The sequence below is a fragment of the Streptomyces subrutilus genome (genome assembly GCF_001746425.1).
GTDB lineage: Bacteria > Actinomycetota > Actinomycetes > Streptomycetales > Streptomycetaceae > Streptomyces > Streptomyces subrutilus_A.
Genome location: NZ_MEHK01000001.1, coordinates 3,197,858 through 3,223,598, shown reverse-complemented (window position 1 = coordinate 3,223,598; position 25,741 = coordinate 3,197,858). Strand labels below are relative to the sequence as shown.

At 72.4% G+C, this 25,741-nt stretch carries 25 protein-coding genes and 1 tRNA gene; 15 read left to right on the top strand and 11 right to left on the bottom strand.

The features are described 5' to 3' along the window. Positions 1 to 70 precede the first annotated feature (70 nt). Together BGK67_RS15450 and BGK67_RS15445 are read left to right on the top strand one after the other, a co-directional pair. On the top strand, positions 71 to 703 hold the full coding sequence (locus BGK67_RS15450) for a DUF4352 domain-containing protein (protein ID WP_069920635.1): 633 nt from the start codon (positions 71 to 73) through the stop codon (positions 701 to 703). A 57-nt stretch (positions 704 to 760) separates the two neighbouring features. Then, positions 761 to 1,255 carry a DUF5949 family protein gene (locus BGK67_RS15445; RefSeq protein WP_069920634.1) on the top strand — a complete coding sequence of 165 codons (495 nt, stop codon included), beginning with the start codon at positions 761 to 763 and terminating at the stop codon, positions 1,253 to 1,255. A 124-nt stretch (positions 1,256 to 1,379) separates the two neighbouring features. Here BGK67_RS15445 and BGK67_RS15440 read toward each other — a convergent pair whose 3' ends face one another. Beyond that, a complete protein-coding gene (locus tag BGK67_RS15440; RefSeq protein WP_069920633.1) occupies positions 1,380 to 2,633 on the bottom strand; it encodes a cytochrome P450 in 1,254 nt (417 codons plus the stop codon). 81 nt (positions 2,634 to 2,714) lie between these two features. Then, on the bottom strand, positions 2,715 to 3,863 hold the full coding sequence (locus BGK67_RS15435; protein ID WP_079154201.1) for a low temperature requirement protein A: 1,149 nt from the start codon (positions 3,861 to 3,863) through the stop codon (positions 2,715 to 2,717). Between the two features lie 244 nt (positions 3,864 to 4,107). On the opposite strand from BGK67_RS15435, the gene BGK67_RS15430 reads away from it, so the two are divergent. Beyond that, complete coding sequence (locus BGK67_RS15430) at positions 4,108 to 5,373, top strand: MFS transporter (RefSeq protein WP_244291219.1); 1,266 nt, start codon at positions 4,108 to 4,110, stop codon at positions 5,371 to 5,373. Positions 5,374 to 5,410: 37 nt separating this feature from the next. Beyond that, positions 5,411 to 5,626, top strand: a complete 216-nt coding sequence (locus BGK67_RS15425) for a hypothetical protein (protein ID WP_069920632.1) — start codon at positions 5,411 to 5,413, stop codon at positions 5,624 to 5,626. A gap of 31 nt (positions 5,627 to 5,657) precedes the next feature. Here BGK67_RS15425 and mscL read toward each other — a convergent pair whose 3' ends face one another. The 6 genes from mscL to BGK67_RS15400 form a co-directional block, all read right to left on the bottom strand. Continuing rightward, on the bottom strand, positions 5,658 to 6,158 hold the full coding sequence (gene mscL / locus BGK67_RS15420; RefSeq protein WP_208948702.1) for a large conductance mechanosensitive channel protein MscL: 501 nt from the start codon (positions 6,156 to 6,158) through the stop codon (positions 5,658 to 5,660). 123 nt (positions 6,159 to 6,281) lie between these two features. After that, on the bottom strand, positions 6,282 to 6,746 hold the full coding sequence (locus BGK67_RS15415; RefSeq protein WP_107488814.1) for a hypothetical protein: 465 nt from the start codon (positions 6,744 to 6,746) through the stop codon (positions 6,282 to 6,284). 329 nt (positions 6,747 to 7,075) lie between these two features. Then, complete coding sequence (locus BGK67_RS15410) at positions 7,076 to 7,909, bottom strand: S-methyl-5'-thioadenosine phosphorylase (protein ID WP_069920630.1); 834 nt, start codon at positions 7,907 to 7,909, stop codon at positions 7,076 to 7,078. An 80-nt stretch (positions 7,910 to 7,989) separates the two neighbouring features. Then, positions 7,990 to 8,298 (bottom strand): FmdB family zinc ribbon protein, encoded by a 309-nt coding sequence (locus tag BGK67_RS36270; protein WP_079154199.1) that lies wholly within the window; start codon positions 8,296 to 8,298, stop codon positions 7,990 to 7,992. 67 nt (positions 8,299 to 8,365) lie between these two features. Further along, positions 8,366 to 9,724, bottom strand: coding sequence for an MFS transporter (locus BGK67_RS15405; protein ID WP_069920629.1), 1,359 nt, complete (start codon positions 9,722 to 9,724; stop codon positions 8,366 to 8,368). A gap of 393 nt (positions 9,725 to 10,117) precedes the next feature. Further along, the gene (locus BGK67_RS15400; RefSeq protein ID WP_079154198.1) at positions 10,118 to 11,653 is read right to left on the bottom strand and encodes a potassium/proton antiporter; all 1,536 of its coding nucleotides are present in this window, start codon (positions 11,651 to 11,653) and stop codon (positions 10,118 to 10,120) included. Between the two features lie 224 nt (positions 11,654 to 11,877). On the opposite strand from BGK67_RS15400, the gene BGK67_RS15395 reads away from it, so the two are divergent. Continuing rightward, positions 11,878 to 14,694 (top strand): penicillin acylase family protein, encoded by a 2,817-nt coding sequence (locus tag BGK67_RS15395; protein WP_069920627.1) that lies wholly within the window; start codon positions 11,878 to 11,880, stop codon positions 14,692 to 14,694. Positions 14,695 to 14,712: 18 nt separating this feature from the next. On the opposite strand, the gene BGK67_RS15390 is transcribed toward BGK67_RS15395, so the two are convergent. Continuing rightward, entirely contained in the window at positions 14,713 to 15,324 is a 612-nt protein-coding gene (locus BGK67_RS15390; protein ID WP_069920626.1) for a 5-formyltetrahydrofolate cyclo-ligase, read from the bottom strand. A 95-nt stretch (positions 15,325 to 15,419) separates the two neighbouring features. Between BGK67_RS15390 and galU the strand changes: the two genes are divergently transcribed. From galU to BGK67_RS15350, 8 genes are all read left to right on the top strand, one after another. Next, a complete protein-coding gene (galU, locus tag BGK67_RS15385; RefSeq protein ID WP_069920625.1) occupies positions 15,420 to 16,322 on the top strand; it encodes a UTP--glucose-1-phosphate uridylyltransferase GalU in 903 nt (300 codons plus the stop codon). Positions 16,323 to 16,326: 4 nt separating this feature from the next. After that, a complete protein-coding gene (glp, locus tag BGK67_RS15380; RefSeq protein WP_069920624.1) occupies positions 16,327 to 17,664 on the top strand; it encodes a molybdotransferase-like divisome protein Glp in 1,338 nt (445 codons plus the stop codon). Between the two features lie 72 nt (positions 17,665 to 17,736). Next, the gene (moaC, locus tag BGK67_RS15375) at positions 17,737 to 18,216 is read left to right on the top strand and encodes a cyclic pyranopterin monophosphate synthase MoaC (RefSeq protein WP_069920623.1); all 480 of its coding nucleotides are present in this window, start codon (positions 17,737 to 17,739) and stop codon (positions 18,214 to 18,216) included. A gap of 62 nt (positions 18,217 to 18,278) precedes the next feature. Beyond that, positions 18,279 to 18,824 carry a MogA/MoaB family molybdenum cofactor biosynthesis protein gene (locus tag BGK67_RS15370; protein ID WP_208948805.1) on the top strand — a complete coding sequence of 182 codons (546 nt, stop codon included), beginning with the start codon at positions 18,279 to 18,281 and terminating at the stop codon, positions 18,822 to 18,824. Next, positions 18,821 to 19,450: a GNAT family N-acetyltransferase gene (locus BGK67_RS15365; RefSeq protein ID WP_069920622.1), complete on the top strand. Its 630-nt coding sequence runs from the start codon at positions 18,821 to 18,823 to the stop codon at positions 19,448 to 19,450. Before BGK67_RS15370 ends, BGK67_RS15365 begins: the two co-directional genes overlap by 4 nt. Positions 19,451 to 19,609: 159 nt before the next feature. Beyond that, positions 19,610 to 20,650: a divisome protein SepX/GlpR gene (gene sepX, locus BGK67_RS15360; RefSeq protein WP_069920621.1), complete on the top strand. Its 1,041-nt coding sequence runs from the start codon at positions 19,610 to 19,612 to the stop codon at positions 20,648 to 20,650. A 78-nt stretch (positions 20,651 to 20,728) separates the two neighbouring features. Next, a tRNA-Ala gene (locus BGK67_RS15355) sits at positions 20,729 to 20,802 on the top strand. A 671-nt stretch (positions 20,803 to 21,473) separates the two neighbouring features. Then, positions 21,474 to 22,640 carry an IS701 family transposase gene (locus tag BGK67_RS15350; RefSeq protein ID WP_069920620.1) on the top strand — a complete coding sequence of 389 codons (1,167 nt, stop codon included), beginning with the start codon at positions 21,474 to 21,476 and terminating at the stop codon, positions 22,638 to 22,640. Here BGK67_RS15350 and BGK67_RS37535 read toward each other — a convergent pair. Beyond that, positions 22,616 to 23,248 (bottom strand): PucR family transcriptional regulator, encoded by a 633-nt coding sequence (locus BGK67_RS37535; protein WP_432215515.1) that lies wholly within the window; start codon positions 23,246 to 23,248, stop codon positions 22,616 to 22,618. The two genes, BGK67_RS15350 and BGK67_RS37535, sit on opposite strands and share 25 nt — an antisense overlap. A 131-nt stretch (positions 23,249 to 23,379) precedes the next feature. On the opposite strand from BGK67_RS37535, the gene BGK67_RS41200 reads away from it, so the two are divergent. After that, on the top strand, positions 23,380 to 23,526 hold the full coding sequence (locus tag BGK67_RS41200) for a hypothetical protein (protein WP_432215539.1): 147 nt from the start codon (positions 23,380 to 23,382) through the stop codon (positions 23,524 to 23,526). A gap of 182 nt (positions 23,527 to 23,708) precedes the next feature. Beyond that, positions 23,709 to 25,049: a CoA transferase gene (locus BGK67_RS15340; protein ID WP_069920618.1), complete on the top strand. Its 1,341-nt coding sequence runs from the start codon at positions 23,709 to 23,711 to the stop codon at positions 25,047 to 25,049. A gap of 162 nt (positions 25,050 to 25,211) precedes the next feature. On the opposite strand, the gene BGK67_RS15335 is transcribed toward BGK67_RS15340, so the two are convergent. Continuing rightward, positions 25,212 to 25,724: a GNAT family N-acetyltransferase gene (locus tag BGK67_RS15335; RefSeq protein ID WP_208948701.1), complete on the bottom strand. Its 513-nt coding sequence runs from the start codon at positions 25,722 to 25,724 to the stop codon at positions 25,212 to 25,214. Positions 25,725 to 25,741: the final 17 nt, after the last annotated feature.

Genomic DNA, 25,741 nt, shown 5'->3' with positions numbered 1-25,741 from the left:
GTGTCGGTGTGCAATTCCCCGATCCGGAGCGTGAGACTGACCGAAATACGTCCCCGAAGGGATCCCCCGCATGCGTCAGTCCGCCCTTCCAGCCGCCGCCCGCGTCCGGCTCCGCCCCGCCGTCCGCCTCCCGCGGCTGGCCGCCGTTCTCCTCCCGTTGCTGGTGTGCGGCGCCACGGCCTGCCAGAGCGCGCCCGAGGGGGCCGCGCTGGCCCCCGGCGCGGTGCCCGCCGTCGTGGTGGACGACGCGGCGCCGGGCGCCGGGGGGGCGGCCGTGCGGACCGGGGTGAAGGATGCCCGTGTGGGTGAAGCCGTACGGGTGCACGGCCGGCAGGTCGGCCGGCACCTGGAGGCGGTGCTGAGCGCGTACGTGGACCCCGCGGTCAGCGTGGAGGCGAACTTCGCCCCGGCGGCGGGCAACCGCTGGGTGGCCGCCTCGATGTCGTTCGTCAACGTGGGCGGGGCCTCGTACGGGGCGCTCGGGCGCATGTGGGCGCACGACAGCGCGGGCCGGCGCCACCCGGTGGTGCCCACGGGTGAGCTGACCACAGGCAAATCCCTCGTCTTCGATTACCTCGCGGTCGGTGAGCGGGCCGAGGGATGGGCCGTGTTCGAAATCCCGGAAAACGCGCGCGTCGAGCGGCTCCAGTACGAGGACGCGAACATCCGCGCGAATTCCGGAGGGGGATTCTGGGTGGTCTAACCCGCCCGGGTGAAAGGCCGTGAAAGGGGTGGGCGGCAGACCACTAGGGTGCGGCGCATGACTTCTATTCAAGCCGAAATCGACCGGTCCCAGCTCGGCACCCTTTCGGTGCTCGCCTGGATCGGCGACCCCTCCGAGGCGCACGACATCCCGTACCTCCTCGCCTACACCCTCGGGGACGGCCCGGGCGGCCCGGAGGCCGGCGAGACGGCGGCCCGCGGGCTGCTGGAGGAGATCGGCCTGCCCATCGGCGACGTCGTCATGGACGGCACCCGCAATCCGGCCGCCTTTCCCGTGCAGATCCTGCTGGAGGGCAACCAGATCGCGCTGACCCTGCCGGGGATGAACGCCCAGTGCACCGCCCCCGACGAGTGGGTCGCCGCGGCGAACGAGAGCGGGCAGGCCTATTTCCTGTTCGCCACGCGCGCCTGGCCCGAGGCGGTCCCCGGCCGGCCGGTGGACGCGCCGACCCTCCAGGCGTTCGCGGGCGACGAGGAAGTGCTCACCGGCAGCGCGCACTGCGTCCTGACCGTGCGGCGCCTGCAGAAGTAGCCGCGCACGGGCCGCACCGCCACCACGTGCCCCCGGACCGCGTCCGGGGGTGCCCCACCGGCCGCCGGGCTCCCAGCCTGCCCGGTGGCCGGTTTCCGCTTCCGGCTCGCGCCGCCCGCCGCTCTCAGGGGCGTTCGAAGGCGAACTTCAGCGAGCGGACCCGGTTGTCGAAGTTCGAGCCGGCCAGATCCGGCAGGCCCACCGCGCGCAGCCCGACCGGCCGGGTGAGCAGTTCGCGGAAGAGCGCCTTCATCTCCACCCGGGCCAGGTGCGCGCCCAGGCAGAAGTGCGGCCCGCCGCCGCCGAACCCCAGGTGCGGATTGGGCGAGCGGGTGATGTCGAAGGCGTCGGGGTCCGGGAAGACCGCCTCGTCGCGGTTGGCGGAGGCGTAGTACAGGACCACCTTGTCGCCCGGGCGGAAGTCGTGCCCGCCCAGAGTGTGTTTGGCGACCACGGTCCGGCGGAACTGGATGATCGGCGTCGAGTGGCGGATCATCTCGTCGACCGCGCCGTCCGCGTACGCCTCGAAGTCCGAGAGCAGCAGGTCGCGCTGGCCCGGGTTGCCGGTCAGCAGGGTCAGCCCGTGCGTGATCGCGTTGCGGGTGGTCTCCACCCCGGCGACCATCAGGAGCGAGAAGAAGGCGCCGAGTTGGCGGGCGCCGAGGGCCTGGCCGTCGACGTTCGCGCAGACCAGTGCCGAGATCAGGTCGTCGGCGGGGTTCTTGCGCCGTTCCCGCCCGATGCCGGCCACCATCCGCTGCATCCGGGCGAGCGCGCGCAGGCCCCGCCCGGGCATCCGCAGCCGGGCGGCGAGGCCGCGCTCCACGCCGATGTTCTCGGAGGCGTGGTTGACGCGGTCGGCGATCTCGGGGCGGAAGTGCTCCGGGATGCCCATCATGTTGCAGATGACCTCCAGGGGCAGGCGGGAGGCCACCGCCGAGACGAACTCGTCGGGCTCCCCGGCCAGTACGTCGTCCACGATGCGGGCGGCCACCGCGTGGATGTCCGCCTCGGCGGCGGCCAGCAGGCGGGGCGTGAAGGCCCGCTGCACGATCTTGCGGAGCTGGGCGTGGTCGGGGCCGTCCAGATTGACCATGGAGTCCCCGAACAGGGCGCGGACCCAGCGGGCGGGCTCGGGGGTGGTCACGCCGGGCGCGCTGGCGAAGACCTTGGGCAGGCGGCTGGCCTCCTGCACGTGGGCGTGGCGGACGAGGGCCCAGTGCCCGCGCCCGGGCCCTTCGGGGACGAACACGGGCGCTTCCAGGGCCCGCAGCCGGGCGAACGCCGCGAGGCGGTGGGCGGGGGGCTGCTGCCAGAAGCCGGGCTCGACCAGTTCCCTGCCGGGGGCGTGGCCGGGGCGTTGTGCGGGGAGTGTCATGGCCTGCCAACGCCGCCGGGGCCGAGGAGTGACGGCTGGCCGGTTGTCAGGGTCTCGGCCCCCGGCAACGGCGCCGCGCCGTCAACGGCGCGGCCGCGTGGCCAGGGTGAGGCCGACGGCGACCGTCGCGGCCGCGACCAGGCCCGCGTACAGGACCGCGTGCGTCCCCGTCCACGTACACGCCAGGACGGCGACCGCCGACAACGGCAGGGTGAGCTGCTGCGCGAGGCCCCGCTTGAAGTGGCGGGAGTGCAGGAGCCACACCGTCATCAGGAAGATCGCCGTCGGCACGGTCACGGCGGCGTTGGCGGCGAGCTGCGAGACGTGCGCCTTGCCCACCGCGTGCTCCACCGCGACCTCGATGCCCGCCCCGATCGCCGCACCGGAGGCGAAGACCAGCAGGTGGCCGTAACCCCACGGGATGGCCTGCCGGTTCGAGGTCAGGTACTCGTGCATCGGCACCGCGAAGTAGATCCACCAGGCAGCGAAGACGATCAGCAGTCCGCCGCCGGCGATGGGCAGCAGCCGGTCCAGCGCCTCGTGCTCGTCGAGGGCCGACTTCACCGCCACCGTGCTCGCGGCGATCGTCTCGCCGAGCACGATGATGGTGAACAGGCCGTACCGCTCCACGATGTGGTGTGCGTGCCACGGCGTCTGGTGGCCGCGCTCGGCGATCACCGGGACCAGCAGCTCCATGGCGGCCACGACCAGGAACAGCCACCGCCTCCAGCCGTCCGGGGCGAACAGCAGCGCCACCCAGGCGGCCTGGCATACCACCAGCCCCGCCGCGTACTTCAGCGCGGCCGTGCGCGCCGCCCCGCTCTCCCCGGCGGCAGCCCGCAGCCACTGGGCGGTGAGCGCCACCCGCATGATCAGGTAACCGATGACGGCCACCGTCCAGTCGTTCTCGTCGAACGCCCGGCTCACGCCCGCCGCGTAGACGAGCACGCCCGCGATCTGGACGAGCGTCGCGATCCGGTACGGCACGTCGTCGACGTCGTAGGCGGAGGCGAACCACGTGAAGTTCATCCACGCCCACCACACGCCGAAGAAGACGAAGAAGTAACCGACCACCCCGGCGCCGGGATGGCCCTCCGCCAGCGCGTGCACCAGCCGGGCGCCGGCCTGGGCGATCGCGACGACGAAGCAGAGGTCGAAGAACAGCTCCAGCGGGGTGGCCGCGCGGTGGTGCTCGTCGCGGCTGCGCGCGGTCATGGGGATGTACGCCATACCGGCCAGCAGACCAGATGGGCGGGGTTTCAGCAGGCCGGACGCGCGGCCCTCACCGTCCGGGTGCCCCGGGCGGTGGCGTAGCGCCGGCGGACAGGCGTCTGCCCGGACGATCGGCAGGCGCGCCGCCGGTGCTCCCACTGGACTGGCGCACCGGCGCCGCACGGCCGAATGGACGCCGGAGGATCCCTCCTTCTGGCAGTCCACGGGCAGGAGGGTCGCCACCCGCAACCTGTGGATCGCGGTGCCGGCGCTGCTGGTGGCCTTCGTGGTCTGGCAGGTGTGGAGCATCACGGCGACCAACCTGAAGGACGTCGGCTTCGGGTTCTCGCAGTCCCAGCTGTTCTGGCTGACGGCGGTCTCCGGCATCACCGGCGGTACCGCGCACATCCTCTACACCTTCATCGGCCCGATGATCGGGCAGCGGCGCTTCACGGCGGTCTCCACGGTCGTGCTGATCGTGCCGCTGCTGTGGCTGGGCTTCGCGGTGCAGAACCCGGACACCCCGTACGGCACGATGATCGCGATCGCGGCGCTGTGCGGCATCGGCGGCGCGAACTTCTCCTCCTCCCTGGCCAACATCGGCTTCTTCTACCCGAAGCGGGAGAAGGGCAACGCGACGGGCGTCAACGGCGGACTGGGCAACCTGGGCGTGTCCGTGGTCCAGCTGCTGACCCCGATCCTGATCACCTCCTCGGTCCTGGCGATCGGCGCGGGCCAGAAGAAGGCGAACGGCTCGGAGATCTACCTCCAGAACGCGGCCTTCGTGTGGGTGCCGGTGCTGATCGTGCTGGCCGCGGTGGCCTGGTTCGGCCAGAACGACCTCAAGGTGGCCGCCGCCCCCTTCAGCCAGCAGAAGATCATCTTCAGGCGCAAGCACAACTGGCTGATGACCTGGCTCTACGTCGGCACCTTCGGCTCCTTCATCGGCTTCGCCGCGGGCCTGCCCCTGCTGATCAAGAACAACTTCGAGGCGCAGGGCTACCACGCCACCACCTATGCCTGGATCGGCCCCTTCATCGGCGCGTTCATGCGCTGGGCCGGCGGATGGCTCTCCGACAAGATGGGCGGTGCCCGGGTCACCATGCTGTCCTTCGTCGGCATGGCGGCCTCGCTGGTGGTGGTGATCTTCGCACTGCCGCACAGCGGCGACCAGGGCAGCTTCTGGGCCTTCTTCATCGGCTTCCTGGCGGCCTTCGCCTTCTCCGGCCTCGGCAACGGCTCGACCTTCCGGCAGATCCCGGTGATCTTCCGGGACCAGCACATGCGGGAGGCCGCGGGCAGGGGGCCCGAGGCGCAGGGCGCCGCGCTGAAGCAGTCCGAGATGGAGGCGGGCGCCGTCACCGGCTTCTCCTCCGCCATCGCCGCCTACGGCTTCTTCTTCATCCCCGCGATGTTCGCCGCCATGGCGGTCCCGCACGCCCTGTGGCTGTTCATCGGCTTCTACGCCACCTGCCTGGTGGTGTGCTGGTGGTTCTACGCCCGCAAGGGCGCCGAAGCCCCCAGCTGACCGGGGCCGCCCGCGGGGGCGGCCGTACTCTGGAGGCATGAGCACCCCCGCCGCCGCCCCCGACCCGCAGCACGGCCCCGCCGTGCCGCCGAAGCCCGAACCGAAGCCCAAGCCCCGGATCGTCTTCGACGACCCGCTGGACCAGCAGTCCTCGGACGACACCGACCGGGGCTGGGGCGAGCGGCCGGCCGCCGGGGGCGGCGCGGCCGACCTGGCCCGGTTCCTCGACGAGAAGCCCCCGCACCACATCTGAGCGGCGGGGGCGGCCCGCGCGGACCGAGCGGCTAGAACGCGTCGCGCGACGCCGGTGATCCGGTCCCGACGCCGTTCGCCCCGCGCTGCGCGACCAGCGCGTCGCGGATCTCCTTGAGGACCTCCAGCTCCGTGATCTCCATGGTCTCCTGGACGCCTTCCTTGGCCTTGCGGCGCGCCTCCACCTTGGCGAGGTACTTCGCCATCGGCAGCACCATGAGGAAGTACACGACGGCCGCGGTGATCAGGAAGGTGAGCGCGGCGTTGAGCACCGAGCCCCAGAGGATCTCGACACCCGTGGGCTGGCCGCCCGCGTCGAGGCCGCAGGGGGCCTTCAGGCACGACTTGTAGACATCGAGGTTCTTGGTCCCGATGGCTCCCACCAGCGGGCTGATGATTCCCTTCACGATGGCGTTCACGATGTTCGTGAACGCCGCGCCGATGACCACGGCGACCGCGAGGTCGACCACGTTGCCGCGCATCAGGAAGGCCTTGAAGCCCGCCAGGACGCTCTCCTGCTTCTTCTCGCTCACCACTGAGCCCTTCTTCATATCTGCCGAACACGGAGTCAACGGTTCCGAAAACTACGGCAGTCCGGGCGCGCCGTGTCCAATCGGCCCACCCCTCGCGGTGGCTTGACCGGCCGCGCGTGCGAATCAACACAGCGTCACCGCCAGTCGGGTCGTCGCGCCCGCCCCCACCAGAGTCCGCGCCGTGTCCCGGGGCACGGACAGGACCACCAGCGCCCCGGCGTCCCCGACTCCCGGATCGGCAGCGGGCACTTCGGCGACCCGGGCCCCCGCCGCCACCACCCTCGGCGGCCCGTCGCGCTCCGCCGCCACCACGTCGACCCGGTCGCCGGGCCGCAGCAGCCGCACCGTCGCCGCGTCGGCGATGCGCACCGGGGCCGACACCATCCGCTCCGGCGCGGGCGCCGCGGCGCCGGGGGAGGTCCGTACCTCGGGGGGCGCCGCCCGCGAGGCCGGCGCCTGCGTCCCGCCGACGGCCAGCGCCGCCGCCGCGACGGCCAGCCCGGCCGCGACGCCCCGCCGCCGGCGCCGCAGGGCCCTGCGCAGCCGGTCGCCGCCCCGCCCGACCCGCAGCGGGGGAAAAGCGGGCACGGGCCGCGCCGGGGGGCACGGAGACGAGCACGGGGAAGCGGGACCGGAGACGGAACCCGACACGGAACCGGAGACGGAAGCGCGAACGGGCGTGTGCGCGGAAGCGTGCCCGGGCGGGGGAACGGGGGAGGAGGACAGCGCGGAAGAGCGCGGGGGCAGACGGGACATGAGGGCCACCACCAGTCGGAGTGCGTCGCTGTGCCCGGACCCGGCGCCCGGACACAGCCCACGATCCGGCCTCCCGCCGAATCCCGCTCCGCCCTGTGGACGATCCCCAGCTTGTGGACAACCCCGTCACCCCCAGGTGTCAGAGCCCGCCCCCGCAGCGGCTACGGAAGCTCGATGCCCAGGTCCCAGCCGTCGTGCGCGTGCGTGCACAGGCAGGCGCGGGTCTCCGTCGCCGGGAGCGCCGCCACCGCGTCGAAGAGGACCTCGCGCAGTCGGCCGACGTTCTCGCCGAACACCCGCAGCACCTCCGTGTGGGACACGCCCTCGCCGGTCTCGGCGCCCGCGTCCAGGTCCGTGACCAGGGCCATCGAGGTGTAGCAGAGCCCCAGCTCCCGGGCGAGCACGGCCTCCGGGTGGCCCGTCATGCCGACCACCGACCAGCCCGCCGCCGCGTGCCAGCGCGACTCGGCGCGCGTCGAGAACCGCGGGCCCTCGATGACGACCATGGTGCCGCCGTCCACCGGCTCCCAGTCCCGCCCCCGGGCCGCCGCCAGGGCGACCGACCGCCCGACCGGGCAGTACGGGTCCGCGAAGGTGGTGTGCACGACGTTCGGCACGCTCCCGTCGGGCAGCGGGTCCCCGTCGAAGAAGGTCTGCGCACGGGACTTCGTACGGTCCACCAGCTGGTCGGGCACGAGCAGCGTGCCCGGACCGTACTCGGCCCGCAGGCCGCCGACCGCGCACGGGCCCAGCACCTGGCGGACGCCGACCGAGCGCAGCGCCCACAGGTTCGCCCGGTAGTTGATCTTGTGCGGCGGGACGGTGTGGCTGCGCCCGTGCCGGGGGAGGAAGGCCACCTGCCGGCCGGCCAGCTCGCCCACGTACAGGGAGTCGCTGGGAGGTCCGTACGGGGTTTCCACCCGCATCTCGGAGACGTCCTCCAGGAAGGAGTAGAAGCCCGAGCCGCCGATGACACCGATCTCTGCGTTCACCATGCCGGCCACCCTAGCCGGGCACGCGCAAGGCCCCGCCGCCCGGTGGGCGGCGGGGCCTTGCGGCGAGTGGAACGCGGGGGTCAGGCAGCCGAGGTGGAGCTGCTGCCCGAACTCGACGACGCCGAGGAGGACGAAGCGGCGGGGGCGGCGGCAGCCGTGGACGTCGACGGGGTCGAGGCCGGCTTCGAGGCAGGAGTGCTGCTCGACGAAGCGCCGCGGCTGTCGTTCCGGTAGAAACCGGAGCCCTTGAAGACGATGCCGACCGCGGAGAACACCTTCTTCAGGCGTCCGTCACAGCTCGGGCACACGGTCAGCGCGTCATCGGTGAACTTCTGCACGGCCTCGAGGCCCTCACCGCACTCGGTGCACTGGTACTGATAGGTCGGCACGAATTTCCTCCTGGCACTCTCACTCAATGAGTGCTAACGACGCTCCATGGTGACGCATTCCGGCGGATCAGTCCACCGTCAGCGGCACGCGGTGACCCATCCCACGCTCGTTCACCCGGTTACGGGAGCCCGTCGAGGGGCCCGCGGACGGGGCCGCGGCCGGAGCGGACGCGTTCACGATCCGGCTCGGAGCCTTGGGCGCCAGCTTCGCGCGCAGGGCCAGCAGGGTGACCAGGGCCAGCGCGGTGGCGGCCATCGGCACCAGGAAGCCGTACGAGGATCCGTGCGCGTCCGTCAGGCGGCCGGCCACGGTCACGGCGACGGCCTGCCCGAAGGCGACCGCGCCGGTCAGCCAGGTGAAGGCCTCGGTGCGCGAGGCGGCCGGGATCAGCTGCTCGATCATGGTGTAGCCGGTGATCAGCGCCGGGGCGATGCACAGGCCGACGACCAGGCCGAGCGCGCCCAGCAGGATCGCCGAGTTCGCGGCCCACAGGACCGAGGCGGCGGCGGTGAGGCCGATGTAGCCGAGGATCAGGCGGCGGCGCGGGCCGATCTTCCAGGCGATGGCGCCCATGGCGATGCCGGCGACCATGTTGCCCGCGGCGAAGACGCCGTAGAGCAGGCCGTTGGCGCCCGGGTTGCCGATCTCGTTGGAGAAGGCGGCGAGCGAGACCTGCATGCCGCCGAAGACGGCGCCGATCCCGAGGAAGGCGACGATCAGGACGCGCAGGCCCGGGAAGGACAGGGCGGAGGTGTGCTTCTCGCCGTCGGCCGGGCGGCCGGCCGGCTTGGGCTGGGTGGCGCGCTGCGCGGCGAAGACGAGCCCGCCGGCGAGCGTCAGGGTGGCCTCGGTGATCAGGCCCGCCGAGGGGTGGACCTGGGTGCACAGGAAGGTCGCGAGGACCGGGCCGATGACGAAGGTGAACTCGTCGGTGACCGACTCGAACGCGGCCGCGGTCGGCAATAGCGGCGAGCCCTCGAGCTTGGCGGCCCAGCGGGCCCGGACCATCGGACCGGCCTGCGGGACGGAGGCGCCGGCCGGGACGGCGGCCAGCACCAGCGCCCACAGCGGGGCGCCGAGCAGCGCGAGGGCGGCCAGCGCGCCCACGGAGGCGGTGTGCGTCAGCGCGGCCGGGACCAGGACGGCGCTCTGGCCGAGCCGGTCGGTGAACTTGCCCATCAGCGGGGCGAACACGGCCATGGACACGCCGGTCACGGCGGTCACGATGCCGGCGCTGCCGTAGGAGCCGGTGGTGTGCTGGACGAGCAGGAGGATGCTGACGGTGAGCATCCCGAAGGGGAGCCGGGCGGCGAAGCCGGGAAGTACGAAGCCGAGGGCACCGGGGGTGCGCAGGAGCTGCCCGTAGCCGGGCCGGGCGGAGGGGGTGGACGTGGCGGACGTTCCGGTCGTGACCGCGGATGTCACGGCCTTGCCTTTCCGCTGCCTGGTAGAGCGTCCCCGTCTGCGGACGGTGCGTCGCCTTGTGAGCGACCGCACCCGTACATGTGGGAGCCCCGAGAGCTGTCCTCTTGCGCAGAACCGAGTGATACCTGGGCGCCCACTGCGGGGGGAGCCACGGCCGCTTTGCGGTCGCGCCAGCTCTGCGTCAGGCAGAGTTGGTTCGATCTGTTGTGCCTTCATCGTACAGGGGAACCCACTACCACGCCCTGTGATTGCGGCGACAAGGTGTGTCTCCACCTGCGATTAACGGGAGCTTCGCCTATTCATGCCCGCTGAAATGCGGGTAAAACGGGGCATAAGTCACCGAAATCGGAGGAATTAGAACGCCGCTCTAAAGCCGGACTCCCTCGGGACGCGTCACCCGCGCGAGCGCGTCGACCCGTTCCCGCCCGTCCCCAGCCACCCGGCCAGCTTGCCGCCGCGGGCCACCGCGCGCAGCCGCGCCTCGGCCGCGTCCCGTACCGGATCCGTGGCCACGACCAGCAGCTCGTCCCCGCGCCGCAGCACGGTCGACGGCAGCGGTACGAAGCTCTTCCCCTCGCGGACCACCAGGGTGACCGAGGCTCCCGGAGGCAGCCGCAGCTCGCTGACCTCGACCCCGTGCATCCGCGAGGCGGCCGGGATCTCGAAGGACAGCAGGTGTCCGCGCAGCTTCTCCAGCGGCGCCGACTCGATGCCGAGGTCGGAGGCGGATTCGTCGGTGGCGCCGAGCTCCAGCTTGCGCGCCAGCCACGGCAGGGTCGGCCCCTGCACCAGGGTGTAGACGACGACCAGCACGAAGACGATGTTGAAGACGCGGTCGCTGCCCTCGATCCCGGACACCATCGGGATGGTCGCCAGGATGATGGGCACCGCTCCGCGCAGACCGGCCCAGGACATCAGGGCCTGCTCGCGCCAGGGGATCCGGAAGGGCAGCAGGCTGACGAAGACCTCCAGCGGCCGCGCCACCATGGTGAGGACCAGTCCGATGATCACGGCGGGCCAGAAGTCGTGCACCAGCTCGTGCGGGGTGACCAGCAGGCCGAGCAGGACGAACATGCCGATCTGGGCGATCCAGCCGAGCCCGTCGGCGAATCCCCGGGTGGCCGGCCAGTGCGGGAGCTTGGCGTTGCCGAGCACCATCGCGGCCAGGTACACGGCGAGGAAGCCGGAGCCGTGGGCCATCGCGCCGGCCGCGTACGCCGTCACGGCGATGGCCATCACGGCGATCGGGTAGAGGCCGGAGGCGGGCAGTGCCACGTGCCGCAGCCCGTACGCGCCCACAAAGCCCACCGTCAGGCCGATCGCGACGCCGATGGCCAGCTCCAGGGCGATCGTGCCGAGCAGGACGTACCAGTCGTCGATCGGACCGATGGTGGCGAAAGCCACGACCAGGATGACGACGGGCGCGTCGTTGAAACCGGACTCCGCCTCCAGGACACCCGTGATCCGGGAGGGGAGCGGGACCTTGCGCAGGACCGAGAAGACGGCCGCCGCGTCGGTCGAGGAGACGACCGCGCCGATCAGCAGGGCCTGGCGCCACTCCAGGCCGACCAGGTAGTGCGCCCCCGCGGCCGTGATGCCGACGCTGACCGCGACGCCCACCAGCGACAGCACGATCGCGGCCGGCAGGGCCGGTTTGATTTCTTTCCACTTGGTGCCCAGACCACCCTCGGCGAGGATCACGACGAGCGCGGCATAACCGATGACCTGCGTCAGCTCGGCGTTGTCGAATACGACGTTGCCGATGCCGTCCTGGCCTATCGCGATGCCTATGCCGAGGTAGATGAGCAGGCTGGGGAGGCCGCTGCGTGAAGAAATGCGTACCGCCGCGACGGCGACGAGCAGCACGAGCGAGCAGACCAGCAGAAGCTCATTGAGCGTGTGGACAGTCAGCGGGCGACCCTTCCTCAAAGCGCGCGGAGGGTCCGGTGGACCGTTCCTCCAGCGGCAGGTTCGGCAAGTAGTTCGTTACTTTACCTAATCTTTGACGTTCCCTTTACGCGATAGCCACATTGTGAAACGCCTGTTCGTCCCTGTCCTCGCCAGCTCCACCCCTGACGGATCAACGGGTACGGTCCTGCGCCTATGGTTGCTCCCAGCACTCCCAGGACCACCCTGCCCCTCTAAGGACAGCGATGCCCGCCAACGAAACCGCTCCTTCCGTCAAGAAGAAGGGACGACGTGTCCGTCTGATCGTGCTCGTGCTGGTCCTGGCTCTCTTCGCGGGCCTCGGCTACGGGGCGTACTGGGGCGTCGACAGCGTGCGCGCCTCGTTCCCCCAGACGACCGGCTCCCTCAAGGTGCCGGGCCTCACCGGGACCGTCGACGTCAAGCGCGACGCCCACGGCATCCCCCAGCTCTACGCCGACAACGACGACGACCTCTTCCGCGCGCAGGGCTTCGTGCACGCGCAGGACCGGTTCTGGGAGATGGACGTACGCCGCCACATGACCGCCGGGCGGCTCTCGGAGATGTTCGGCGCCGGCCAGGTCGAGACCGACGCATTCCTGCGCACGCTGGGCTGGCGCCACGTCGCGCAGACCGAGTACGACAAGAAGCTCTCGGACGAGACCAAGAAGAACCTCCAGTCCTACGCCGACGGGGTCAACGCGTACCTGAAGGGGAAGTCCGGCAAGGACCTCTCCGTCGAGCACGCCGCCCTCAAGCTCAGCGGCGACTACCAGCCCGAGCAGTGGTCCCCGGTGGACTCGGTGGCCTGGCTCAAGGCGATGGCCTGGGACCTGCGCGGCAACATGCAGGACGAGATCGACCGCGCGCTGATGGCGAGCAAGCTCACGCAGGCGCAGATCGACGAGCTCTACCCGCCCTACCCCTTCGACCGGAACAAGCCGGTCGTCGAGGGCGGCAAGATCGAGGGCGGCAAGTTCGTGCCCCAGACCTCCGGCGGTTCCGCCTCGGGAGGCTCCGGCTCGGGCGCCGCCACGGGCTCCCAGGCCTCCACCGGCAACGGCACCGGACTCGCCGACAACGCCACCGCCCAGGGCGCCGCCGTCGGCCTGCGCACGCAGCTCACCTCTCTGGCCAAGACCCTGGACGAGATCCCCGCGATCCTCGGCCCCAACGGCAGCGGCATCGGATCGAACTCCTGGGTGATCTCGGGCAAGTACACGACCACCGGCAAGCCGCTGCTCGCGAACGACCCGCACCTGTCCCCGCAGCTGCCCTCGGTCTGGTACCAGATGGGCCTGCACTGCCGCACGGCCTCGGCCCAGTGCCAGTACGACGTGTCCGGCTACACCTTCTCCGGGATGCCCGGCGTGGTCATAGGGCACAACGCCGACATCGCCTGGGGCATGACGAACCTCGGGGCGGACGTCACCGACCTCTACCTGGAGCAGGTCAAGCCCGAGGGCTACGTCTACGACAACAAGGTGATCCCCTTCACCACCCGCGACGAGGTGATCAAGGTCGCGGGCGGTGCCGGCAAGAAGATGACCGTCCGCATCACCAACAACGGCCCGCTCGTCTCCGACCGCAGCGACGAGCTCGGCACGGTCGGCGCCCGCGCCCCGGTCGCCAGCTCCGCGCCCGACCGCGGCAACGGCTACGCCGTCGCCCTGCGCTGGACCGCCCTGGAACCGGGCAAGTCGATGGACGCGGTCTTCAGGCTGAACAGGGCCAAGGACTTCAACGAGTTCCGCAAGGCCGCCGCCGACTTCGAGGTGCCCTCCCAGAACCTGATCTACGCCGACGGCAAGGGCCAGTCCGGCAACATCGGCTACCAGGCCCCGGGCCGCATCCCGGTCCGCGGCGCCGGCGACGGCCGGATGCCCGCGCCGGGCTGGGACTCCAAGTACGCCTGGAAGACCGGCAAGGACGGCAGCGTCGAGTACATCCCGCAAAGCGAGCTGCCCTTCGAGTCCAACCCCTCGCGCGGCTACATCGTCACCGCCAACCAGGCGGTCGTGGAGAGCGGCACCGGCGCCGGCAAGTACCCGTACCTGCTCACCACCGACTGGGGCTACGGCGCCCGCAGCCAGCGGATCAACGACCTCATCGAGGCGAAGATCAAGGACAGCGGCAAGATCTCGACCGACGACATGCGGGCCATGCAGATGGACAACAGCAGCGAGATCGCCGCGCTGCTGACCCCGATGCTGGCCAAGATCGAGGTATCCGACCCGGACGTGCGCTCCGCGCAGAAGCTCCTGGAGGGCTGGAACTACACCCAGGAGAACGACTCGGCCGCGGCCGCCTACTTCAACGCGGTCTGGCGCAACATCCTCAAGCTGGCCTTCGGCGACAAGATGCCCAAGGAGCTGCGGATCGAGGGCAGCTGCATGAACGTCCGCGCCGACAGCGGCCCGGCCGACGAGCTCTCCGAAGTGGTCCGCGAATGCGGCACCCGCGGTGACGACTCGGCCCAGCCGGACGGCGGGGACCGCTGGTTCGAGGTGGTCCGCCGCCTGGTCAAGGACGAGAAGTCGCCGTGGTGGAGCGCCCCCAAGAAGGGCTTCGCCCAGCCGGCGACCACCACCCGCGACGAGCTGTTCGCGCGGGCCATGGAGGACGCCCGCTGGGAGCTGACCGCCAAGCTCGGCAAGGACCAGTCCACCTGGAGCTGGGGCCGGCTGCACCAGCTCACGCTGAAGAACCAGACGATCGGCACCGAGGGCCCCGGCTTCCTGCAGTGGCTCCTCAACCGCGGCCCGTGGAACCTGGGCGGCGGCGAGGCCACCGTCAACGCCACCGGCTGGAACGCCTCCAGCGGCTACGGGGTCACCTGGGTCCCGTCGATGCGGATGGTCGTCAACCTCAACGACCTCGACAAGTCCCGCTGGATCAACCTGACGGGCGCCTCGGGGCACGCGTACAACGCGCACTACACGGACCAGACGACGATGTGGGCCAAGGGCGAACTGCTCGACTGGCCCTTCGGCAAGGACGCCGTGGACAAGGCGACGGTCGACACCCTGACCCTCAAGCCCTAGGCGGTCTCCCGCCTCGCCTCACAAGAAGCGGCGCGCCCCGGAAGGGGTGGCCACCGCCCGCACGGGGTGGTCGTGCGGTTCCTCCGGGACCCGCGCGACCACCTCGTCGTCGTAGAGGAGCACGACCAGCGCCGGATGCGCCCCGGCGCGCTCCAGCCGCTCCAGGACGCGGTCGTACGAGCCCCCGCCGCGGCCCAGCCGCATCCCGCGGCCGTCCACCGCGAGCCCGGGCAGCAGCACGGCGTCGGCCGCGGCCACCGCGTCCGGCCCGAGCGCCGGGCCGGTCGGCTCCAGCAGCCGCATCTTCCCCGGGTGCGCGGTCTCGGCGAGGCCGCCCGGGCCCTCGTACACCGCCCAGTCGAGGTCGTTGTCGGGCAGCAGCAGGGGCAGCAGCACCCGCTTGCCGGCCGCGCGCAGCGCTTCGAGCAGGGCTCGGGTGCCGGGCTCGGTGCCGACGGAGACGTACGCCGCCACCGTTTGCGCACCGGCCAGTTCGGGCAGCCCGAGGGCCGTGACGGCGAGCGCGTCGGCCGCCGCGCGGCAGGCGTCGGGGGACAAGGCGCGGCGGGCGGCGAGGAGTTCCCGGCGCAGTCGAGCCTTGATGGAAACGGGATGCGGATTCTGTGTCACAGCGTATTCAAATATCCTTGGTAAATCTGCACATAAGCGGACCTACCTACCGCGATCTGGCCAGGCGTTCGGCAGGACCCACTATCGTTCGGGGCATGACTATGTTGCACCCCGTGATCAAGAAGGCCGTGATTCCGGCCGCGGGCCTCGGCACTCGCTTCCTTCCGGCGACCAAGGCGACCCCGAAGGAAATGCTCCCGGTCGTGGACAAGCCGGCCATCCAGTACGTGGTCGAGGAAGCCGTGGCGGCCGGGCTCGACGACGTCCTCATGATCACTGGGCGTAACAAGCGCCCTCTCGAAGACCACTTCGACCGCAACTACGAGCTGGAGTCGGCCCTCATCGCCAAGGGCGACGACGACCGGCTGAAGAAGGTCCAGGAATCCAGCGACCTGGCCACCATGCACTACGTGCGCCAGGGCGACCCCCGGGGCCTGGGCCACGCCGTGCTGTGCGCCGAGCCGCACGTGGGCCGCGAGCCCTTCGCCGTCCTGCTCGGTGACGACCTCATCGACCCCCGCGACCCGCTGCTGCGGCAGATGGCCGAGATCCACGCGCGCACCGGCGGCACCGTCATCGCGCTCATGGAGGTGGACCCGGCCAGCGTGCACCTGTACGGCTGCGCCGCCGTCGAGGCCACCGACGAGGCCGACGTGGTCCGGATCACCGGCCTCGTCGAGAAGCCGGACCCCGCGGACGCCCCCAGCAACTACGCGGTGATCGGACGGTACGTCCTCAACCCCGCGATCTTCGACATACTGCGGGAGACCGAGCCGGGCCGCGGTGGGGAGATCCAGCTCACCGACGCCCTGCAGAAGCTGGCCGCCGACGAGACCATCGGCGGTCCGGTGCACGGCGTGGTCTTCCGGGGCCGCCGCTACGACACCGGGGACCGCGGCGACTACCTGCGGGCCATCGTCCGCCTCGCGTGCGAGCGCGAGGACCTGGGCCCGGAGTTCCGCACCTGGCTTCACCGTTACGTCACGGAGGAGATGTAGCACCTTGAGCAGTTCCGCACCGCAGGACACCGGCCACCGACTGTGGTCCGTGGACGAGCACCTCGCGGACGTCCTCGCCACCGTCCGGCCGCTGGAGCCCATCGAGCTCCAGCTGCTGGACGCCCAGGGCTGTGTCCTGGTCGAAGACGTCACCGTGCCCGTCGCCCTCCCGCCCTTCGACAACAGCTCCATGGACGGCTACGCCGTCCGTACGGCGGACGTCCAGGGCGCGAGCGAGGAGTTCCCCGCGGTGCTGACGGTCATCGGGGACGTCGCGGCGGGCAGTGGCGAGCTGCCCACCGTGGGCCCCGGCGAGGCCGCCCGCATCATGACCGGGGCCCCGCTGCCGCCCGGCGCCGAGGCCGTCGTGCCGGTCGAGTGGACCGACGGCGGCACGGGCGGGGGCGCGGCCGCCGGGATGACCCCGGCCAGCGCGGCCCCCGAGGGCGCGGGCGGCGAGGTGCGGGTGCACCGGTCCGCCGAGGCCCGGGCGCACGTCCGCTCGCGCGGCAGCGACGTACAGGCCGGCGACCTGGCCCTGGCGGCCGGGACCGTCCTCGGCCCGCCGCAGATCGCGCTGCTCGCCGCCATCGGGCGCGGCACCGTGCGCGTGCGGCCGCGCCCGCGCGTGGTCGTGCTGTCCACCGGCAGCGAGCTGGTCCAGCCCGGCGAGGCGCTGGCCTCGGGGACGATCTACGACTCCAACAGCTTCGCGCTGGCCGCGGCCGCGCGGGACGCCGGGGCCATCGCCTACCGGGTCGGCGCGGTCGCGGACGACGCCGACACCCTGCGCGCCACCATCGAGGACCAGCTGATCCGCGCCGACCTGCTGGTCACCACCGGCGGGGTCAGCGTCGGCGCCTACGACGTGGTCAAGGAGGCGCTGACCTCGGTGGCCGGCGGCGAGGACGACATCGGCGGCGCCACGATCGACTTCCGCAAGCTCGCCATGCAGCCGGGCAAGCCGCAGGGCTTCGGCACCATCGGCCCGGACCACACCCCGCTGCTGGCCCTGCCCGGCAACCCGGTGTCCTCGTACGTCTCCTTCGAGCTGTTCGTGCGCCCCGCGATCCGCGCGCTCATGGGGCTGCCGGAATCCGAGGTGGGCCGGCCGTCCGTACGGGCGGTGCTCAAGGCGGACAAGGCGCTCGGCTCCCCGGCCGGCCGCCGACAGTTCCTGCGCGGCAAGTACGACGCCCAGAGCGGCACGGTCAGCCCGGTGGGCGGATCGGGCTCGCACCTGATCGCCGCACTGGCCCACGCCGACTCGCTGATGGTCGTACCGGAGGACGTCACCTCGGTCGAGCCCGGGAGCGAGCTGGAAGTGGTCCTGCTCGGCTGAAGCCCCGCCGGTGCGGGTAGCGTGTGTCGCACCACACAGGCCCCCCGGGGCCCAGAGCGGAGCGGCGCAGCGATGAGTACCGAGAGCAGGCTCAGCCACATCGACGAGGCCGGCGCGGCCCGGATGGTCGACGTCTCGGAGAAGGACGTCACCACCCGGACGGCCCGCGCCAGCGGGCGGGTACTCGTCTCCCCCCGGGTGATCGAGCTGCTGCGCGGCGAGGGCGTCCCCAAGGGCGATGCCCTCGCCACCGCGCGCATCGCCGGGATCATGGGGGCGAAGAAGACCCCCGACCTGATCCCGCTGTGCCACCCGCTGGCCGTCTCGGGTGTGAAGGTCGACCTGTCGGTCGCCGACGACGCCGTGGAGATCCTCGCCACCGTGAAGACGACCGACCGTACGGGCGTCGAGATGGAGGCCCTGACGGCGGTCGCCGTCGCCGGGCTCACCGTGATCGACATGGTGAAGGCCGTGGACAAGGGCGCGGTCATCACGGACGTGCGGGTGGAGGAGAAGACCGGCGGCAAGTCCGGCGACTGGGCGCGCTCGTGAACGCCCCGCGCGGCGGCCAGGTGCACAGCCACAGCCACGGCGACAGCCACGGCCGCGGCGACCTGGAGGCGCCGCCCGCCGGGGTGGTGCCCGTACCCGCTTCCCCGGGCAGGGCCCTGGTGGTCACGGCCTCGAACCGGGCCTCGCAGGGCGTGTACGCCGACAAGGGCGGCCCGCTGCTGGCCGCGGCGCTGGAGAAGCTCGGCTTCTCGGTGGACGGCCCCCGGGTCGTCCCCGACGGCGATCCGGTCGAGCAGGCGCTGCGCGAGGGCGTGGCCGCCGGCTTCGACGTCATCCTGACCACCGGCGGGACCGGCATCTCGCCGACCGACCGCACCCCGGACGCCACCGCGCGGGTGCTGGACTACGAGATCCCGGGCATCCCGCAGGCCATCCGCGCCGAGGGCCTGGCGAAGGTGCCGACCGCGGCCCTGTCGCGTGGTCTCGCGGGCGTGGCCGGACGCACCCTGATCGTCAACTTGCCCGGTTCGACGGGCGGGGTGCGCGACGGCCTCGCGGTCCTGTCCCGCATCCTGCCGCACGCCGTGGACCAGATCCGCGGCGGCGACCATCCCAGACCGGCGGATCCCACCGGGAGCGCGAGCTGAACGGCCCCTCCTGGCCGGTCGTCCTGACGGACGGCGATGTCACGCTCCGGCCGATAAAGCTGCGGGACCAGAAGGCGTGGCGCGAGGTCAACCGGCGCAACCGCGAGTGGCTCCGGCCGTGGGAGGCCACGATCCCGCCGCCCGCGCCGTGGGGGCCGGTGATCCAGCGGCCGACGTACCGCCAGATGGTCCGCCACCTGCGGGCCGAGGCGAACGCGGGCCGCATGCTGCCGTTCGTCATCGAGTACCAGGGCCGGCTCGTCGGCCAGCTGACGGTTGCCGGGATCACCTGGGGCTCGATGTGCGCGGGCCACATCGGCTACTGGGTGGACCGCGAGGTCGCGGGCCGCGGGGTCATGCCGACGGCGGTCGCCCTCGCGGTGGACCACTGCTTCCGGAAGGTCGGCCTGCACCGGATCGAGGTGTGCATCCGCCCCGAGAACGGGCCGAGCCGCCGGGTGGTGGAGAAGCTGGGCCTGCGCGAGGAGGGGCTGCGGCCGCGTTACCTGCACATCGACGGCGCGTGGCGCGACCACCTCGTCTACGCGGTCACGGCGGAGGAGGTGCCGGAGGGGCTGCTGCGGCGCTGGCACCGGGCACGGCACGCACAGGCCCCGCCGAAATGAAGAAACGAATATCCGTTCGAATTAAGAGCTCCATGGAACCGATTCGCCCATAACCTGATCCGAAGAGTCACAAAAAAAGTCCGTGATATCAGCGAGATCGCGCGACACACCGGCCCAATTGGCCGATCCCCCCGCCCGTACCCCTCTACGGTGTGAGGTGTGAGCAGCAGCGGCCTCATCTACGCAGTCATTGTCGGGGCCTGGGCCGCCTACTTGGTGCCCATGTGGCTCCGGAGGCAGGACGAGCTGAACGAAGCCCGTCCGACGGAACGCTTCTCCACTGCCATTCGGCTGCTTTCCGGCCGGGCGGGAATGGAGCGCCGTTACGCCAAGGGACTGCGTGAGCGCGGTGACGAGCAGGCGGAGCCCCAGCCCCGCGCGGACCCGGACGCCGCGACGGAAACGGTGAATTCCGTGGACGCCGCCGCCCGGGCCGTCGTCGTGCCCCCGACCAGGGCGGAGCCGAGACCGGCCGCCGCCGAACGCGAGCAGCGCGCGGAGCGGGCCCGGCGCGAGCAGCGCCTCCAGGTCCTCGCGCGCCGCCGGCGCACCACCGCGCTCCTCTTCCTCGTCTTCACCTTCGGCGCGGTCGTCGCGGCGGTCGGCGGGCTGCGCTTCCTGTGGGCCCCGGCCGTGCCGGCCCTCCTGCTGAGCGCGTACATCGTGCACCTGCGGGTCCAGGAGCGCCGGCGCTACGAGTTCACGATGGACCGGCGGCGCGCCGAGGCCGCCGCCCGGCAGCTGCGGGAGAGCCGCCAGCGCCGCGGCCACCCCGAGGACACCCCCGGCGCGGCCGCCGACCCGGACCCCGCGCCACCGGTCTCCCCGCAGGAGGCCGGACGGCGCGCCCTGGTCGAGCAGACCGACCACGCCGAGTGGGTGGACCAGCAGCGCGAGCGCGAACGCGGCCCCGCCCGCGGTGACAGCTGGGAGCCCGTACCGGTCCCGCTGCCCACGTACGTGACGGCCCCGGTCGCCCCGCGCGCCACCGGCCCGGCGGCCCCGGACGGCTGGAGCGCGACCCGCTCCAGCACGGCCGAGCCGACGGAGCCCCGCCTGCGCGCCCAGCCCGCGGTCCCGGCCCCCAAGACGGAGGCGAAGCCCCCGAGCACGCCGCGCCCGCGCGGCCGCGAGCGGGGCCGCACCCCGCTGTTCGACCAGTACGAGGGCGAGGACCGCCCGCGCGCCGCGAACGAGTGATCGGTGACCTGCGCGGACCCTCCCGGATACGCGTTTTGGAGCACCCCGGCGGGGATGCTAATGTTTCACACGTCGCAAGGGCCTGTGGCGCAGTCTGGTAGCGCACCTCGTTCGCATCGAGGGGGTCTGGGGTTCAAATCCCCACAGGTCCACAGACGACAGTTCTTGAGTAGCTCTCAAGAATCGTCACGAGATCCCGTTCAGCCGAAAGGCTGGGCGGGATCTCGGCGTTTCCGGGGTGCGTCCGAGGTGATGTCCGAGCCCCGACGGGGACCCGGGCGGTTCGCGGCTGCCTGCCCCGGGGCGGCGCAAATCGTACTCGACATCGTCGCCGACCGAGCCCGTCGTGCGGCCGTACTTCAACGCCGCTGATCTGCCTGGTCCAGAGCAACGACCCCGACATTCGATTCGACCCGGTCGGTGCCATGCCCGTCATGTGGAACAGCGACGAATGGCTGGACGCCAACCGCCGAGGCCGGGGCCCACCACGGGGATTTCCGGTGGGACTGACTCGCGTCCAGTTTTCGTGCGCTGTGCCAGTGCGGTGGTGATGCCGACACCATGGGCAGGGCCGCGCTGGGGCGCCGCCCGCATCTACGGCGGGCAGGGGGACCTCCCGCGAAGCCGGCGGCCGAAGAGTCCTTCCGCCGGGCTTCCCCGCACCCGCCCCTTCCTCCTGAACCGCAGGCCGGCCGGCGGACGGGTGGTCGGGCGTGCACCCATGGCCGCAGGTGTGTGGCGGGCACACCTGGGCAAGGCCTGGCCCCGGGGCGCACGGTAGTGGTCCGCGGAGAGCAGCGGGCTGCCGAAGGTTGGGGGAGACATGGGGATGCACCTGGTTTGGGAAGAAGAGAGCAGTCATCGGGTGCCGGACAGCACCCTGGGTGAACTGTGCGCGGAGATCTTCGCGCCGCTGTCGCGTAGCGATCAGCGCAGCAAGGGCGAGATGTACCTGCGCGGGTTGCTGTCAGCCGGCGGTCGCAAGTCCATGCGGAACATCGCGGCCTGCGTGGGCGACCGGGCGGCCGAGCAGAGCCTGCACCACTTCATCTCCTCCTCCACCTGGGACTGGGATCCGGTGCGCGCGGCGCTCTCCCGGTACCTGGAGCGGTCGCTGCGCCCCCGTGCCTGGGTGGCCCATCCGGTCATCATCCCCAAGGCGGGGCGTCACTCGGTGGGGGTCGGGCGCCGGTTCGTGCCCAGCCTCGGCCAAGTGGTCAACAGCCAGGAGGTGTACGGCATCTGGGCGGCCAATGAGGAGACGAGCGGCCCGGTCAACTGGCGGCTCGCGCTCTCCGACGACTGGCGGGACGGCCCCCGGCTCGGGCACCCGCGGCTGCCGGAGTCGAGCCTGGCCGAGACCCCGCTGGAGTGCGTGGCCGGAGCCGCGTCCGAAGCGCAGGCCTGGGCGGGCGGCATGCGGCGTCCGGTCGTCCTCGACCTCCCGGACAGTGACCCGGCGGCGATCGCGAGGCGCTTCGGCGCCGCCGGCCTGCCCTTCGTGGCGGGCGTCCGCGGCCCGGCGCGGGTCACTCCCACGGCCTCGGCCCTGTCGGGCCACGAAATCCGGGAGATGCCGGCGCACCAGCTCCTGAGGATGGTCCGTACGCTGCGGCGACCCGTGACCTGGACGGATCCGGTGACCATGGGAACCCGTACGAGCACGGTGGCCGCCGTCCCGGTGCGGCTGCCGGGCACCCACCGGAACCTGCTGCTGCTGGGCGAGTGGAGCGGCCCGGAGGGCTGGCCGCAGCAGTGCTGGCTCACCGATCTGACCGACGTGCCCTGGGGAGCGCTGCTGCGCCTGGCGAAGCTGGCACACCGCGTCGCCACCGACTTCTCGGAGATCTCCCTGGATGTGGGGATGGTGGATTTCGAGGGCAGGTCCTTCGGCGGCTGGCACCGGCACACGACGCTCGCCTCGGCCGCGCATGCCGTGCACGCCCTGGCCACCGGCTACCGGCCTCAACTGGTGGCGCGGCCCGCCTGATCGCGGCGTCCCCGCATCAGCGCCAGTCGGGTGCGCTGCATCTGGAGGGCCAGCTGGATTTCCAGGGCCTGCCGGGGCTCCAGCCAGTGGGACCCCAGCAGTTCGGTGATGCGCTCCAACCGCCGGGAGACGGTGTTGGGATGGACGTGCAGGCTTTCCGCGGCACGCGTGGGGCTGCCGACGGAGGCGAAGTACGCCTCCAGGGTGCGGGCCAGCTCGGTGCGCTGCTGGGCGTCGTAGTCCAGCACGGGGCCGATGGTGCTGTTGACGAAGTCACCGGTGTTGGGGTTGTCGGAGAGCAGGAGGCCCAGGAAGCCCAGATCACGTGGTGAAGCGGTGCCGCCGGTGCCGCCCAGTGCCGTCAGGGCGTCCAGGCAGCAGCGGGCCTCCTGGTAGGTGCGGCTGATGGCCGACAGTTGTGCGACCGGCCCGGCCGTGCCCACGGTCACCGGGTGGTTGAGGGCCGAGGAGAGTTCCTCCGATACGGCCCGCGCCGCGGGTCCCGGGTCGGTTCCGGGGAGCATCAGGATGATGCAGCCCTCGTCGACGCTCTTGAGCCCGGAGAGCTGGTGCGCGTACGAGGAGGCCCAGATGACCGCTCTGCCCAGGCGGCGGTGGGCCCTCCCTGGAGGACGTCGCCGCGCAGACTCCGCTGACGGTCGGCAGCCCGGAGCAGGCGATCGAGAAGACGCTGGCCTTCCGCGAGATCTACGGCGACTACCACCGCCAGCTCTTCCACGTGGACCACGCGGGCCTGCCGCTGAAGGCCGCCCTGGAGCAGATCGAGATCCTCGGGACGGAGGTCGTCCCGGTGCTTCGCAAGGAGATGGACTCCATCCGGCGCCCCGGAGTCCCGAACGCACCCCGCCACCCTGCCGCGCTGTAGGACGAACGGCTGCACGTTCTCGGCCGGTTCGCCGGTGCGGCTGCTGGACATCCGGGAGGGTCTCGGCGCCCGCGCCGGGGCGGTCGGCCAGGGTGGCGTCGTCAGCCTGAAGGCCTCCGGGGTGGCGGGTGTGCCGCGCCGAAGTTTCCTTCTGCGCGCGGTCCCGTGCGTTCAATGGCGCCATGACGATCACGAGTGAGCCGGACCGCGCGACCGCCCAGGCGTGGGCCGCGCTCGGCGGGGCGCCGGAGCTCGCCGGGCGGGTGCGGTACCGCGGGGCGCCGGGGCTGGGTCAGGGGCCGCTGCCCGTGCGGGAGCTGGCGCGGGCCACGGTCGGGGTGTGTGGGCTGGCCGCGGCGGAGCTGGCCGCCGTACGGGCCGGAGGCGGGGCCGGCGACGCGGCTCCGCCCGTCGTGGACGAGGGGGCCGTGGCCACGGCCTTCGTCAGCGAGCGGCAGTTGCGCGTGCGGGGGCGGGAGCCGGTGAACTTCGCGCCGCTGTCCGGCTTCTGGCGGGCGGCCGACGGCTGGCTGCGCACCCACGCCAACTATCCGCACCACGAGGCGGCGCTGGTACGGGCCCTGCGGCTGCCGTCCGCGACGCCGGAGGCGGTACGGGCCGCGGTGGCGGGCCTGGCGGCCGTCGAGGTGCAAGAGCGCGTGTACCGGGAGGGCGGACTCGCCGTCGCGGTGGCGCGGGAGTACGGGGACCCGCGGCCGCTGGTCGAGGCCGTACGAGTGCCAGGGGCACCGGGCCGGACGTGGGGGCCGGCGCCCGCGGGGCTGCCCGCGGCCGGGGTGCGGGTGCTGGACTTGACCCGGGTGATCGCGGGGCCGGTCGCCACGCGCACGCTCGGGCTGCTGGGCGCGGACGTGCTGCGGATCGACCGTCCGGGGTCGGCGGAAGCGGCCGACACCTACGCGGACACCGGCTTCGGCAAGCGGTCGGCGCTGCTGGACCTCGCGGCCGCGCCGGACCGGGCGGTGTTCGAGGGGCTGCTCGCCGAGGCGGACGTGGTGGTGAGCGGGTACCGTCCGGGCGCCCTGGAACGGTACGGGCTCGGGGCCGCGGAGTTGCTGGAGCGGCGGCCGGGGCTGGTGGTGGCCGAGCTGTGCGCGTGGGGCTGGGAGGGGCCGTGGGCCGGGCGGCGGGGGTTCGACTCGCTCGTACAGGCCGGGTACGGGATCGCCGCGCGGTACGCCGGTCCGGACGGCACGCCGGGGGTGCTGCCGGCGCAGGCGCTGGACCACGGCACGGGGTACCTGGTGGCGGCCGGCGTCCTGCGGGCACTGGCGGAAGGCGGCGGGCGGGGGCTGCGGTTCTCCTTGGCCGGAACGGCGTCCTGGCTGGTCCGGGAGGTCCCGGCGGCCGGGCCCGCTGCCCCGGGGTACGCGGCGCAGCCGTGGCTGCGCGCATCGGACTCCGGGTACGGGCGGCTGCGGCACGCCGCCAGTCCCTTCGGCGAGTGGCCGTCGGGGCCGTCCCGCTGGGGCACGGACCGGGCCGCCTGGCTCCCGCGGTAGGGGCCCCCGCGGGTCCGCTCCCCGTACCCCGAACGTCCCCGGGCGCGCTGCGGGGGGCTCCGGCGGGGCCGGTCGCCGCCCGGGCCGACCTTCGGCGGGCGCGGTGTTCCGCGGCGGGCCGAAACCCGGGATGCGCAGCGGCGCCGAGCGGTGCGGGGCGCGTCAGGAGGCGGCGTGCAGCGGCTTCGTCATGCAGCGGCTGGAGTCGTGGAAGCGGTAGTGGCCGAACTTGGCGGACGCGGCGGACATGGCGTAGCCCGAGGACAGGTAGAGGGCGATCGCCTCCGGCTGCTGGTCGCCCGTCTCCAGGACCATCCGCGTGCGGCCCGCCGCACGGGCGTCGTCCTCCAGGGCGGCCAGGATCCGGCGGGCCAGGCCCAGGCCGCGGGCCTCCGGTATGACGAACATGCGCTTCAGCTCGGCGTCGCCGTCCGCGTAGCCCTCCTCGTTCTCGTCCTGGCTGCGCCACCCGCCGCTGGCGACCGGCGCGCCCAGGGCGTCGTACGCCAGCAGGTAGAGGCCCTGGGGCGGGACGAACATGGCCGGGTCGAGGAAGGTGGCGTCGCCTTCGTCATCGCCGTAGCGCGCCTGGTACTCCAGCTGGACCTGGTCGCTGAGCTTGACCGCGTCCGGGTGGTCGTAGGGCACTGGCTGGAGCTGGATCCCGTGAGACATCGGAACATCGTACGGAA